Source organism: Gottfriedia luciferensis, assembly GCF_002156865.1.
GTDB lineage: Bacteria > Bacillota > Bacilli > Bacillales > Bacillaceae_G > Gottfriedia > Gottfriedia luciferensis.
Genome location: NZ_NCTA01000065.1, coordinates 1 through 12983, shown reverse-complemented (window position 1 = coordinate 12983; position 12983 = coordinate 1). Strand labels below are relative to the sequence as shown.

The following is a 12983-nucleotide window of genomic DNA, read 5'->3' as shown; positions in this document are numbered from 1 at the left end:
TCCACTCGTAATACAAGAAATCATTGTGAAATGGCCTAATTTTTTTGCAGTTTCAATCATTTCGACCATTAATGCTTTAGCAAGTCCTTTGCGACGATGTTCAGGATGAATATAAACCGATAACTCTACAGTATTTTTATATGCGTCTTTTTCTTTAAATTGTGTAAGTGAACAATATCCAGTTACCACACCATTTTCTTTGGAAACAATGACAGGATATCGTTCAGAATGATTTTGAAACCATACTAACATTTCATCTTCTGTTTTAATTTCCGTGTCAAAAGTAGCAGTCGTGTTAAGAATCGCATCATTATAAATCATAACTATTTCTTTTACATCTTCTTTCGTTGCAAATGTTATCTCCATCATTCTTCCCCTTCTCAACTTTACTTCTATAATCATTTTACAATATACAAAACAATTCTCGTAAGTTTTTATTGATTTCCTCAAAGTAATTTCTCCACTTTTATTCCTTTTCTGCTTTCCTGCCTTTCCCGCCTTTCCCGCCTTCCTGCCCTTCCTACCTTTCCTGCTCTTCCTGCCCTTTAGTACTTGCACAGGGTAAACGTTTAATACATATACTGCGTTAGTCAGAATGATAGGAGGTATAAACGTGAGTGAACAAGATAAAAACAACACTCAAGATGAAAAGCAAACACTTTCATCTATTGATTTTCAACATTATTTAAAAAAGGTGGATGGATTAATTGATCAATCCCCGATACGAAATATTTTCGATGAAATCGATAAATTCTTCCATAAACATGGTGTTTTTTCTTCAATTGGAGTAGAGATTATTGAAAACGGTGCTGACTTAATTATTCAAGCAAGTATGCCAGGAGTTAATAAAGAACAAATATATATGGACCTTGAAGGAACGAACTTAACTATCGGCTTAAAAACTGATGACACTACTGAAGTACTAGACGATCAATCAAACTATTCGTTCAAAAAATATTCCTATAGCCAATCCCAAAGGATTGTAAAACTACCATTCCCAATCAACGCAGCAACTGCTTCAGCAACTTACGAAAACGGGTTACTTGTCATTAAAGGGACAAAATTACCAGAATACCAAAAACAAATCTTTTTAGATTGAAATGTGGAGCAAGTTTGCTCAGCTCTGAAGGGAATATTTCCAATAATCTGAAGAAGTGGTGATTTTTCCACTTCGAAGATTATTGGAATATTACCGAAGAGCTAACTTGCGGAACTAGACAGACTGAAAAGTGGAAGCGACTGTTTAGACCCGACAAGCATAAGACGAAGGCCGATGAAGGTTGGCTTTTTAACCTTTGTTGGACTTTGGCTTATGACCTCGAGGGGCTAGGAGCTGGAACTAGACAGACTGAAATGTGGAAGCGACTGGGTTGATATTTTAGCCTAAAAATAAAAAAACTGAGATTCTTTATCGAAACTCAGTTTTTTATTACATAATATTAGCTTTACTTTTATTCCAATTAACTCTCTTTTTCTTTAACTCTGATTATTATTTGTCTGTTAATATTTTGATATCAGATAAAATTTCATCAAATGGTACGTTACTTACGCCACTGTATTCTTTAACAATTTTTCCTTTTTGATCAATTAAATAAAAACGCGTACCATGTATGACTTGTGAATTGTTTTCTGGTTTTTTTACGATTGTTTTAAAATTTTCTGATGCAAACTTTTCAATATGGTTCTGAGAATATCCTGTTAAGAAATTCCAATTATTGAAATTCACATTAAATTTATTTGCAAAATTAGTTAACAATTGTGGAGTATCAACTTCTGGGTCGATACTAAATGAGATAAAATCCACATTCAATTTCTTTTCTGCCGCCTTTTGTTGAAGTTTTGCCATATTTGCTGTCATTGGCGGACATACTGTTTCACAACTCGTAAAAATAAAATCAGCAAGCCAAACTTTCCCTTTTAAATTCTTTGTTCCAAAAGATTTACCTTCTTGATTAGTGTATGTAAATTTTTCTAAATCCCAATTTAAAGGATTATCAATTTTATTGCCACAACCACTTAATAATGAAAGACATAAGATCATTATTATTGCTATGAATACAGTATTTTTCTTCATTTTTATCCCCCTAAGTTGCATTATACTTGTCCATTGTATCAAAACAGAATGTACCTTTCTAATAATTTAAATCTAAAAAACATATCAATTTAAAATTTTTCAAATAATATTTTCATAATTAAAAGTTAAACTAAACATATTGATTAAAAATCTTCGAAAGGTTGAGTGGTAATGCCAAAGAAAAAATTTAATAACTTAGATACGAGTTATCAAAAAACTTTTAAAGATTTTATCAAATGCGGAATTGAAAGAGGTAAAAAAAGAAAGGATTACAGTAATGTAATTCAACAATGCTCTCATAAACAAACATCTTTTTTAAAAACTAACCGCCATGAAACAACAATTACTTGGATTGGACATTCTACATTTTTAATTCAAATGAATGGAGTCAATATATTAACGGATCCAGTTTATGCTAATCAAATGGCTTTTAAAAAAAGATTGACACAGCCAGGCTTATCTTTATCTGACCTCCCATCGATCGACATAATTTGTATTTCACATGGTCATTATGATCATCTCGATTTCAATACAATACGTAGTTTTTCAAAAGACACATTATTTATTTTACCAATTGGACTGAAGCAAAAGTTTACAATTAGAGGATTTAAAAATGTCCATGAAATGAACTGGTGGGAATCAAAAGATTTTTCCGGGGTAAATATATCATTTGTACCTGCTCAACATTGGACGAAAAGAACACCCTTTGACCGCAATAAATCACATTGGGGTGGATTTGTTTTTAAATCATCCAAAGATTGTTTGTATCATGTTGGTGACAGTGCATATTTTTCTGGTTTTAAAGAAATCGGTAAAAAATTTCAAATTGATACTGCATTAATCCCTATTGGTGCATATGAACCAGAATGGTTTATGAAATACAACCATATGTCACCTGAAGAAGCTGTTCAAGCATTTTTGGATTTAAATGCAAAGTTATTTATCCCAATGCATTATGGTACATTTAAACTTGCAGATGATACTCCATTTGAAGCCTTAGAACGTTTATGTTCAGAATGGCAAAGAAAAAAATTAAACACTAAGAAGCTTAAAATTGCTTTACTAGGTGAAACGATTCACCATTCAATGATTGTAACAAAAAAAGAAGAAGCCTTTTACTAAGCTTCTTCTTTCAGACTGCCCGCTAAACGCTCGCTTTCTTCGTTGCTTCGCCTGCTGAGCGGTTCTCATTACCGTATAAAAGTAACTCCGCTCCTCGCCAAACTTCGTCTCGAAAGACAAGCGTTTTCAATGTGTCTGATAATCAGATAGGACTTTGTCTAACCTGATCTTTATTTATTCGGCATAAAAAACAAATCCTATTGCGCCTTTTCCTGTGTGTGTACTGATTACAGGGGTCGTATAGTAGGTTTTATTGATTTCAATGTTTGTTAGCTGTTGAATTGAATTTTTAATCGTGTCCGCAAGTTCAGGAGCATCTGCATGTGCAATTCCTACACCTTTTATTGTTTTTCCGTTTGTATCTTGTTCAAAATACTTTGTAAGTGTTTTTACAACTTGCGTATGACTTCGAGCTTTTCCAACTGGAGAATAGACCCCTCCTTCTAGAGAAGCAATCGGTTTAATATTTAGTAGTGATCCGATAAAAGCCTTACCTTTACCAATTCTTCCACCTTTAACTAAATTTTCAAGTGTATCTACCATTATATATAAATACGTATTATTTTTAATTTCAGTAATGCGTGTGACAATTTCTTCAACAGTCGAACCTTCGTCAGCCATTTTTGCTGCCTCGAGTACTTGGAATGCCATAGCTCTTGTTATAAAAGCAGAATCAATTACTGTTACATCCCCATCTACCATACTAGATGCTGCACAAGCAGTTGAATAAGTACCACTTAATCCACTAGATAAATGGATTGAGATAACTTTACTACCATCTGCAGTTAATTTTTCATACAATTCGACAAAAGTTCCTACTGCTGGCTGAGATGTCTTTGGTAACTCAACTGATTTTTGCATTTCATCTATAAATTGCTTTGGTGAAATATCGACACCGTCTAAATACGTTTCACCATTTATTTGGATCGATAAAGGAATGATTGTTATATTTAAATTTTCAATATCTTCTTTTAATAAGTCGGCTGTTGAGTCAGTTACAATCTTAATGTTTGCCATTGTTTCACATCTCTCTTTTCTATATTTCTAAAGGACTTTCTACAAAAATAAACATTTTTTGCAAGTAATTTAATTATATCATTTTTAAATACAGTTAACAGTAAATATTAAATTCCCATTAAATTTCAAAAAAAATTCATAAACAGTATTGACATAATTTTTTAATCTAAAGGAATGAATTATAATATTCGTTATCAATTTTGACAAAATAAAAAACTCGGTGTTACACCGAGTTCTTTATCTATTTATTTGTTGTTTTTTTCGTCTTTATCTTCTAAAAGATCATTTGTAAGGCCTTGAGTAGAACGCTTGAATTCTCTAAGAGTGTCCCCAAATGCCCTTCCGATTTCAGGTAATTTTTTTGGTCCAAATATAATTAAAGCTAAAATTAGAATTAATATTAAACCTGGAAAGCCTATATTAGCCATTATTTTCCCCCAACTTCCATCCACTATTAATAAGTAAGTACTAAATTTTCCTTATATAGTAATATTGTCAAAAATTTGTCCATTCGTCAAATATTTTCAATGAATTTTTAAAAAATTAATTTCGTTGAACTGGTAGTTTACATAATAAAATTATTCGTTTTTTTTTAAAATGAGATAAAACTTATAAAATCTGATCCTTGAATTGATTATATTCTTTTTTACTACTTGGAACGATTAATGAACCTGTACTAATTTTTTCCCTAAAATCTTTTACTTTCATTAAAATTTTGTTATCTACGTTGCCATTTGCCATAATTAATTTAATTCCGTCCTCATTTAAACCGTATATAAGTGTTTTTCCTCCATGAAATTGATTACTTTTCACTTGTCTAGCTAGGTCATAAACCGCTTCATCTACTTCTTTTACAATAGAGAAAAGTGTTACATTTTCAGGTAACCCTTGCTTATATTGATTGCGATCAACTCCTATTACCCAAACATCACCTTGATTTGAATGTTTAATTTTTTTAGCTGTATTAAACACACCTTTCGCAGTTAATCCAGTAACAGGTAAAATAATATCTACATTTTGATGATAAAAATCTTCTGCAATTTCAGCACCTTTTTTTGGATCACTAAACGTTTTTGAATATTTAGTGAGTACTTCTATATCTTTATTAATCGATTTAACCCCTGAAATAAATCCATATTTATATCGATTGATTATTTCATTGTTGGCCCCGCCAATAAATCCTACCTTATTTGTTTTTGTTTTCATAGCTGCAATCACACCAGCTAGAAAACTTCCGTCTTGTTCTGAGAAATTTACACTAATCACATTTGGTTGATCAACGCTAGAATCAATCACACCAAAATTTACGTTCTTATATTTTTCTGCAACCGAATTCATTGCATTCGATAAATTACTACCAATTCCAATAATTAAAGTATAATTTGCTTTAGCCATTTTAGTGATTTTTTTTTTGAATTTTTTACTACTTGTTGTTTCTATATACTTATAAGCTTTATTTCTTTTTAGATTCTCTTCATTTGCAAATTTAGTAATACCTTTCATTGCAACACTGTTTAAATAACTATCATTTTTTCCATTCGAATTTGAAACAATTCCGATCATAAATGAATCTTTAGAATTTTGTTTATCACTACAAGCCGTTAACACGACTGCAATGATCGAGATTAAGATTAATGCAGTCCTTTTAATGTACAAATTTTCCACCTCATTAGAATGCAATTATTTTTAGTATGATTTTAGAATTATGCTTTTATGCGAAAAAAAATTAGTAGGTTAGTAATTAGACGGTATTGTCTAATTTTTAACCTACTAATAAAAAGATTTCCTTATTCGAATGATCCTTTTATTAAGATCTGTTTATCTAACATCATAATTTTCCCTTTAGAAATTACTGTTTCGATTTCTAACGTATTTTTATTTAGAAAAACTAAATCCGCATCAAAACGATTCTTAATTTGTCCCTTATTATGTAATTTTAAAATTTTGGCTGGATTTCTTGTAATTACACTAATTGCATTCTCAATCGAAATATTTTCATTTATTATTGCATCTTTTACTTCAGCATAAAGACTGTTAACATTCCCAACCTTCATTCCAATTAATTCACCATTTTCATTAAAATCAGGAAGGCTACCTTGAGCATCAGATGTAAATGTGATTTGTTTAATGTCTACTCCTGCATCAAGCATTCTTTTTAAACCTACGCTACACTTTACCTCACCTTTATCAATGAAATGTGGAATTGTACTCGTTGTAAAATCTACATATCCACCCTTCTTTGCATATCTAATTCCCGACTCAAACAAATAACCATTACGATTAATATGCGTTGGATAAAATTGAGTGATTGGTAACTCAGTTTCTTCCACAATCTCTTCAATCATAGATAACATTTTTTGACCATCACCTATATGTACGTTAACAATTCCTGCTTTACCAGAAAGCAAGCCGCCATTACGTGCCTGTGCTGCAATTCTAGCTAATTCGTCTTTAGTAGGTTGGGATGATCGATGGTCTGAAATTGCAATTTCACCCACTCCAATAATTTTGTCAATTAAAATAATATCTTCTTCAATTTTAGTAAGAACCGTTTTGACTGGAGTTTGGTATGAGCCAGTATAAACAAATGATGTTATCCCTTCTTCTTCAAGAGCTCTGCATTTGGCAATTAAGCTAGTCATTGTCCTTGTTGTTCCATCTGTACCTAGTACACCTATGACTGTAGTAATTCCACCTTTGACACAGTCAGAAAGCAACAATTCAGGGGTTCTTGTTTTAAAACCACCCTCACCACCACCGCCAATTAGATGAACATGGGAATCAATAAAGCCAGGCACAATATAGTAGTTTGATGCATCCAATATTTGTATAGGCACAGAAGAAGATTGAAAGTCAATTTCTTTATCAACATATTCAATTTTTTCATTTGAAATTAAAATATCATTCTTTCCGAGTGCTTCTGGAGCGAAAACTTCTCCATTTTTTATTAGTAACATAACTACCTCCGATTTTTTAAATAAGATAATTTCAGATTATCATATAAAACTAAAAAAATAATCAGCCCTGAGGCATCGTTATTCCTTGAGGATCTAAGTGATTGCTAAGTAAAACAACCTCATCACTTTTCTCATAAAACGTAGTCAAACATCAAGTCTAAAATATACATACAGCTTAAATTTTTTTGTAAACATGAAAATAGTATTATTGTTCATAATACTCACATGGATAAAAATGATTTGATTTATTCTAGGAGGCTTTTATGAGTAGAACTATGAAAGAAGAATTAGCAAATGCTATTACTCACGGGATTGGTGCATTAATGAGTATTCCTGCGCTATTTTATTTAATTTATAGAGCTATTAATAATGGAACACCTTGGCATCTGATATCATTTACAATCTATGGCTCAACAATGTTTATACTATATCTTTGTTCGACATTACTTCATAGTGTTCGGAATCCAAAACTCGTAAGACTTTTTACGATATTGGATCATTCAGCAATCTATTTATTAATAGCAGGTACTTATACACCATTTTTACTAGTAACTTTAAGAGGAACATTTGGCTGGTCATTATTAACGATCATATGGTGCTTAGCGATTTCTGGAGTAATCTTTAAATTCATTTACGTTAATCGATTTGAGTTATTTTCAACGATTGTTTATTTAATTATGGGTTGGCTTATGATCATTGCAATAAAACCAATTTATAATGGTTTATCTGGTTTTGGTTTTTTCTATTTATTACTTGGTGGTTTATTCTACTCTGTTGGCACAATATTTTTCCTAAAGAAAAGACTTCCATACAGTCATGCAATTTGGCATTTATTTGTATTATTAGGAAGTGCCTCAATGTATATTTGTGTGATAAAGTTAGTAAATTAAAAAGAATTTTTCTTACTTATTTATGTATTTAGCTAGTGTATGTAAACATTAACCTAGATAAAGAATCGGAGGTATATTCGTGCATGAAACCAACACTGCATTGTTAATAGTAGATATTCAAGCTGGTTCATTTCGGAAGGCAGAACCATTATTTAAAGGAGATGAACTATTAAAGAATGTCCGATTACTAATTTCAAATGCTCGTTTGACCGAGACCCCAATCGTTTACATGAAGTATAATGATGGACCAGGAAAGCCTCTAGAGAAAGGAACTTCAGGATGGGAAATTCATTCATCAATTACTCCATCAGCAAAAGACATCATTATTGAAAAAGATTATCCTGATTCTTTTCATATGACAAATCTTCATCAAGAATTGGTTGCAAGAAAAATAAAGCGAATCGTCATTACCGGTATTCGATCCGATGTTTGTGTAGATGCAACATGCCGTCGTGCTTATAGTCTTGGATATGAAGTTATCCTTGTTAAAGATGGACATAGTACATACAATTCCAAAATATTACCTGCATCTCAGATTATAGATCACCACAATGACATACTAGGTCAATGGTTTAGTGTTATAAAAAAGGCAGATGAAATTGAGTTTTAAGTAACTGGAATGTAAATTCAAAATCGTTAAAAAATATCCAGAAAAAACCTTCTATAAGGTTCTTTAACAATTAAATTTCTACTAAATTTGTGTGCCCATTTAATTCTCAATATCTACTTAAAATTTCGCTGTTTTCTCTTCATATAATGCAATACTTCTTACTTTTGTTATTTAATATGTATCGTCGTTCTAATAACAGTTGAAGTTATTTATTGAATCTACGTATGCATCCTCTTTTAATTCCCCATCCTTATCTATTTTTTTAAACATTATTCAACTTTCCTGTCATTTAGTTTTTAAGAAAATCAACAATTTACTTTACCTGAGCCTAAAAAAAGCGCTCATTTTTTTCAAAATGGCGCTTCTTTTTTATGATTCAATAATTTCTTTTACATAATTCGTTAGTTCTTTAGCATCTGTAATACCTATTTGTTCTGGATAAACTGGTGGAAATACTTTTAGGGTTACATTCGCAGGTTTAATTCGATTACCATTTGCCTCTAAAATATTATATGTACCTTCTATTTTTAAAGGGATGACCGGAACACCTGATTTTGTCGCTAAATGAAGACTTCCAGATTTAAACTCACCTAATTTACTAGATTTACTTCTTGTCCCCTCTGGGAAAATAACTAATGAATGACCGTTTTTAAGTTTATCAACTCCATCTTTAATAGCTTTTAAAGATTGTCTTCGATCGCTTCTGTCCATAAATACGCAATGCATTTGTTCCATCCAATCTGGTACAATTGGCAGCTTTGTAATTTCAATTTTTGCAATAAATCCAATTGGCTTATTTAAATAACCTAATAATAATGGAATATCAAAATTACTTTGATGATTACTTACAAATAAGACAGATTGATCTCTCGGAATATTTTCTAATCCTTCAACTTTTACAGTACTACCTGTACATCCGATCATCATTTTTCCGAAGTAGTCTGGAAAAACATGCATTTTTCGATCTCTTTCAGGTACAGGTAAATCTTTTGGTAATTTTTTTACTGATGATAATTTTAGCTTTGCTTCAATTACACCAATAACAATGCGTGTTGCAGCATATATTGTGCGAAACATATTAATCCTCCGATAATTGAGTATGTTAATTATTATACAAAATGCCCAACCTCTTGAAAAGTATTATTCATTATGTTTGTTTAATCTGTCATTTATAAGGCTATGTTAAAAAAAGTTTTATTTTTTGTATCTAATCAACAATTTACAAGAACAGAACCTTAATAAAAAAAAGAATCGACTATTATAAGCCGATTCTTTTATTTTGTGAATCTTTAGTTCGAAACTTTTGCACCACTGAATTCTGCAGCTAGTACTTTCGCTTTTTCGATCGCGTTTGCTTTAATGTCTTGTGCTTTATCAGGCATTGCCGCCATACCTTCTACAAATAATGTTGTCACATCAGTTACACCAACGAAGTTTAAAATGCTTGTTAAGTATGGGCTTGAGAAGTTAATTCCAGCAGCTGGACCTTCAGAGTATACGCCACCACTAGCTTGAATGTGTAAAGCTTTTTTATTTTCAAGTAATCCTACAGGACCGTTTTCAGTATATTTGAATGTTTTACCAGCAATTGAAATATTATCAATAAAGTTTTTTACTACTGATGGGAAACTAAAGTTCCAAAATGGTGTAACAAACACGTATTCATCAGCTTCTGTGAAAATTTCTAAGTTGCGACCCATTGCAGCTAAAGTAGCTTGTTGATCTGCACTTAATTCTTCAAAAGAAGTACCGTTAGCTAATTTACCCCATGCATCGAATACATTACCATCTAACATAGGTACGTTTTCTTTAAATAGGTCAAAATGAATTACTTCATTTTCCGGATTAACTTTTTTGTATTCATTAATAAATGCTTCCCCTACAGAAAGACCAAATGAATTTTCAATCGCATTTGGATTTGCAGTAATATAAAGTAATTTTGTCATCTTAAAATCTTCCTCTCAGTTTCAATTATCTTTAATTCGAGATATATTATAGAAAATTAAGGGATAACCAAATCCCTTATCTTCATAATAATATCTCAAATTAAAGATGTCAATTCTTTTTTTCATAAACTAAATATTTATATTTTATTTTTGATTTCTCATCAATCTGTAAATCTGAAACAGATTTAATTTTCCAATCTTCTTTTGAAAAAGCCGGAAAAAAAGTATCTCCCTCAAACTCATGCTCAATTTCCGTTATATAGAGCGTATCTAAATAGGGAAATGTTAAATGAAAGATTTCTGCACCACCAATAATAAATAGATCTTTATTTTGATTTTCTTCTAAATAACTTACTACATCGTTTATGACAGTTACACCTTCAGGCTGGTAATCTTTCTGTCTTGTCACTACAATATTTTCTCGATTAGGTAGGGGTCTACCAATTGAGTCAAAAGTTTTTCTTCCCATTATGATGGCATGCCCAGTCGTAACCTTTTTAAAATAAGCTAGTTCATCTGGTAAGTACCAAGGCATTTCATTATTTAATCCAATCACATTATTTTCAGACATTGCAACCATTGCAGCGATCATACACTTACAACCCCTTTAATTGCAGGATGACTTTCATAGTCTTCTAATGTAAAATCATCAAATGTAAAATCAAAAATGTTCTTGATTTCCGGATTTAACTTCATTGTCGGTAAATTATGAGGTTCTCTCGATAATTGCAAATTAATTTGCTCTAAATGATTTGTGTAAATATGTGCATCGCCAAATGTATGAACAAAATCACCTAATTCTAATTCACATACTTGTGCAATCATCATAGTTAAAAGTGCATATGAAGCAATATTAAATGGAACGCCTAAAAAAATGTCGGCGCTTCTTTGATAAAGCTGACAAGATAGTTTTCCATCGTTCACATAAAACTGGAAAAAACAATGACAAGGTGCCAATGCCATTTGATCAATTTCTCCAACATTCCAAGCTGATACAATTAATCTACGTGAATCTGGATTCGTTTTTATTTGATTGATTACATCAGTAATCTGATCAATTGTAGAACCATCTGGCGCTTTCCAAGATCTCCATTGATGACCATATACAGGGCCTAAGTCACCATTTTCATCAGCCCATTCATTCCAAATACGAACGCCATTTTCTTGTAAATAGCGAATATTCGTATCACCTTTTAAAAACCATAACAATTCATGAATGATTGATTTTAAATGTACTTTCTTAGTCGTTACTAAAGGAAAGCCTTCTTTTAAATTAAATCGCATTTGATAACCAAATGTACTAATTGTTCCAGTACCCGTTCGGTCTGTTTTTGTCATACCGTTTTCTAAAACATGTTTACATAAATCTAAATATTGCTTCATAAAGGCCTCCTAATTAAATACCGTTTTGGACAGATAATTTATCGATGTACTATTGTATCTTAAGAATCTTCTTTACTGCTTTCAATATAGCCAAAATGAAATTCCGCTGATTTACGTATTAATTGCTTAAATCCGTATTTTTTAAATCTTTCACTTCGAAAATGATCCTTTATAACAACTCTCTTCTTTGCAACTCGCTTTGCTTCGTTCATAACTTCATCCGAAAGATCATCATATGATGCTAAATTTTTTAAAGCTGCAATTCCTGTAGAAGCTTCGATATTTTTTTCAAACATTGGATCGAAATAGACAATATCAAATGCTTGATCTGGCAGTGATCTTAAATAGTTTTTATAATCAATATTTACTACTTCTATATTGTTAATTATATCAGACCAGTTTTTAATATTTTGTTTGTTGGTTTTTAAACCGCTTGAAGTTAAATAAGCAATAATACGATTTTTCTCTAACCCTACAACTTTACCTTGGTCTCCTACTACATAGCTTGCAACTATACTATCCGATGCCATTCCGAGGGTACAATCTAGTAGAGAATCTCCTCTATTTAATAAGCAAGCATCACAAAATGGATCATGCTCACCTTTCATTAGCCGCCTTATTCTAAATACGGAGGAATTCGGATGGAAAAAATAAGGAATTACTTTGTCATTTTCATACCATTCTAATCTATTTTTCCCTAGTATTAGTATCGGTTGTTTCCATTTGGCATACAGTTCTTCAATGCTAAGTTCTTTTCGGAGTATTAGTTTTCCATCTAAATCTAAAGCAATTTTTTCAGCTTCCTCTTTTATATTCCAATCTGGTCTTAAGCAAGTCGTAATAATCATGTTTCTCCTTAAATTAAGAAAAAAGAGGAAATATCCTCTTTTCAGTGTGTAGACAAAGTTCTATTTATCTGATTTTCAGACTGATTGAAAACGCTTGTCTTTCGAGGCGCGAAGCCTGGCGAGGAGCGGAGTTACC

15 protein-coding genes are annotated in these 12983 nt (G+C 31.5%); 4 read left to right on the top strand and 11 right to left on the bottom strand.

Annotation, left to right across the window (positions count from 1 at the left end; all coding sequences use genetic code 11):
- Nucleotides 1–369 (bottom strand): GNAT family N-acetyltransferase (locus B7R67_RS21050; protein ID WP_158095162.1); only part of this gene is annotated, 369 nt, incomplete at its 3' end.
- A gap of 244 nt (nucleotides 370–613) precedes the next feature.
- Between B7R67_RS21050 and B7R67_RS21045 the strand changes: the two genes are divergently transcribed.
- Nucleotides 614–1099: an Hsp20/alpha crystallin family protein gene (locus B7R67_RS21045; RefSeq protein ID WP_158095161.1), complete on the top strand. Its 486-nt coding sequence runs from the start codon at nucleotides 614–616 to the stop codon at nucleotides 1097–1099.
- A gap of 390 nt (nucleotides 1100–1489) precedes the next feature.
- Here the strand turns inward: B7R67_RS21045 and B7R67_RS21040 are convergent, their stop codons facing one another.
- On the bottom strand, nucleotides 1490–2074 hold the full coding sequence (locus B7R67_RS21040) for an SCO family protein (protein ID WP_088072954.1): 585 nt from the start codon (nucleotides 2072–2074) through the stop codon (nucleotides 1490–1492).
- Between the two features lie 171 nt (nucleotides 2075–2245).
- On the opposite strand from B7R67_RS21040, the gene B7R67_RS21035 reads away from it, so the two are divergent.
- The gene (locus tag B7R67_RS21035; RefSeq protein WP_088072953.1) at nucleotides 2246–3196 is read left to right on the top strand and encodes an MBL fold metallo-hydrolase; all 951 of its coding nucleotides are present in this window, start codon (nucleotides 2246–2248) and stop codon (nucleotides 3194–3196) included.
- A gap of 174 nt (nucleotides 3197–3370) precedes the next feature.
- Here the strand turns inward: B7R67_RS21035 and B7R67_RS21030 are convergent, their stop codons facing one another.
- The 4 genes from B7R67_RS21030 to iadA all read right to left on the bottom strand — a co-directional run bounded on the left by B7R67_RS21030 (nucleotide 3371) and on the right by iadA (nucleotide 7170).
- Entirely contained in the window at nucleotides 3371–4213 is an 843-nt protein-coding gene (locus B7R67_RS21030) for a DegV family protein (RefSeq protein WP_088072952.1), read from the bottom strand.
- A gap of 245 nt (nucleotides 4214–4458) precedes the next feature.
- Nucleotides 4459–4644, bottom strand: a complete 186-nt coding sequence (locus B7R67_RS21025; RefSeq protein ID WP_088072957.1) for a twin-arginine translocase TatA/TatE family subunit — start codon at nucleotides 4642–4644, stop codon at nucleotides 4459–4461.
- A 178-nt stretch (nucleotides 4645–4822) separates the two neighbouring features.
- Nucleotides 4823–5869 carry a BMP family lipoprotein gene (locus B7R67_RS21020; RefSeq protein ID WP_088072951.1) on the bottom strand — a complete coding sequence of 349 codons (1047 nt, stop codon included), beginning with the start codon at nucleotides 5867–5869 and terminating at the stop codon, nucleotides 4823–4825.
- 131 nt (nucleotides 5870–6000) lie between these two features.
- Nucleotides 6001–7170, bottom strand: a complete 1170-nt coding sequence (iadA, locus tag B7R67_RS21015) for a beta-aspartyl-peptidase (RefSeq protein ID WP_088072950.1) — start codon at nucleotides 7168–7170, stop codon at nucleotides 6001–6003.
- Nucleotides 7171–7433: 263 nt separating this feature from the next.
- Here iadA and trhA point away from each other — a divergent pair, with 263 nt between their 5' ends.
- Nucleotides 7434–8060 carry a PAQR family membrane homeostasis protein TrhA gene (gene trhA / locus B7R67_RS21010; RefSeq protein WP_088072949.1) on the top strand — a complete coding sequence of 209 codons (627 nt, stop codon included), beginning with the start codon at nucleotides 7434–7436 and terminating at the stop codon, nucleotides 8058–8060.
- A 79-nt stretch (nucleotides 8061–8139) separates the two neighbouring features.
- Nucleotides 8140–8670: a cysteine hydrolase family protein gene (locus B7R67_RS21005; RefSeq protein WP_088072948.1), complete on the top strand. Its 531-nt coding sequence runs from the start codon at nucleotides 8140–8142 to the stop codon at nucleotides 8668–8670.
- Between the two features lie 369 nt (nucleotides 8671–9039).
- Here B7R67_RS21005 and B7R67_RS21000 read toward each other — a convergent pair whose 3' ends face one another.
- From B7R67_RS21000 to B7R67_RS20980, 5 genes are all read right to left on the bottom strand, one after another.
- Nucleotides 9040–9747 (bottom strand): lysophospholipid acyltransferase family protein, encoded by a 708-nt coding sequence (locus B7R67_RS21000; RefSeq protein ID WP_088072947.1) that lies wholly within the window; start codon nucleotides 9745–9747, stop codon nucleotides 9040–9042.
- A 212-nt stretch (nucleotides 9748–9959) separates the two neighbouring features.
- Nucleotides 9960–10616, bottom strand: a complete 657-nt coding sequence (locus B7R67_RS20995; protein ID WP_088072946.1) for an FMN-dependent NADH-azoreductase — start codon at nucleotides 10614–10616, stop codon at nucleotides 9960–9962.
- Nucleotides 10617–10725: 109 nt separating this feature from the next.
- Nucleotides 10726–11208: a dihydrofolate reductase gene (locus B7R67_RS20990; protein ID WP_088072945.1), complete on the bottom strand. Its 483-nt coding sequence runs from the start codon at nucleotides 11206–11208 to the stop codon at nucleotides 10726–10728.
- Entirely contained in the window at nucleotides 11205–11999 is a 795-nt protein-coding gene (locus B7R67_RS20985) for a thymidylate synthase (RefSeq protein WP_088072944.1), read from the bottom strand. The genes B7R67_RS20990 and B7R67_RS20985 overlap by 4 nt, the downstream gene beginning before the upstream one ends.
- Nucleotides 12000–12058: 59 nt before the next feature.
- Complete coding sequence (locus B7R67_RS20980; RefSeq protein WP_088072943.1) at nucleotides 12059–12847, bottom strand: class I SAM-dependent methyltransferase; 789 nt, start codon at nucleotides 12845–12847, stop codon at nucleotides 12059–12061.
- Nucleotides 12848–12983: the final 136 nt, after the last annotated feature.

What these genes read in the sequence shown, in the direction of transcription:
- B7R67_RS21030 (WP_088072952.1), bottom strand. Translation starts at nt 4,213, where the DNA reads ATGGCAAACATTAAGATTGTAACTGACTCAACAGCCGACTTATTAAAA.
- B7R67_RS21035 (WP_088072953.1), top strand. Translation starts at nt 2,246, where the DNA reads ATGCCAAAGAAAAAATTTAATAACTTAGATACGAGTTATCAAAAAACT.
- trhA (WP_088072949.1), top strand. Translation starts at nt 7,434, where the DNA reads ATGAGTAGAACTATGAAAGAAGAATTAGCAAATGCTATTACTCACGGG.
- B7R67_RS21000 (WP_088072947.1), bottom strand. Translation starts at nt 9,747, where the DNA reads ATGTTTCGCACAATATATGCTGCAACACGCATTGTTATTGGTGTAATT.
- B7R67_RS20985 (WP_088072944.1), bottom strand. Translation starts at nt 11,999, where the DNA reads ATGAAGCAATATTTAGATTTATGTAAACATGTTTTAGAAAACGGTATG.
- B7R67_RS20990 (WP_088072945.1), bottom strand. Translation starts at nt 11,208, where the DNA reads ATGATCGCTGCAATGGTTGCAATGTCTGAAAATAATGTGATTGGATTA.
- B7R67_RS21040 (WP_088072954.1), bottom strand. Translation starts at nt 2,074, where the DNA reads ATGAAGAAAAATACTGTATTCATAGCAATAATAATGATCTTATGTCTT.
- iadA (WP_088072950.1), bottom strand. Translation starts at nt 7,170, where the DNA reads ATGTTACTAATAAAAAATGGAGAAGTTTTCGCTCCAGAAGCACTCGGA.
- B7R67_RS20980 (WP_088072943.1), bottom strand. Translation starts at nt 12,847, where the DNA reads ATGATTATTACGACTTGCTTAAGACCAGATTGGAATATAAAAGAGGAA.
- B7R67_RS20995 (WP_088072946.1), bottom strand. Translation starts at nt 10,616, where the DNA reads ATGACAAAATTACTTTATATTACTGCAAATCCAAATGCGATTGAAAAT.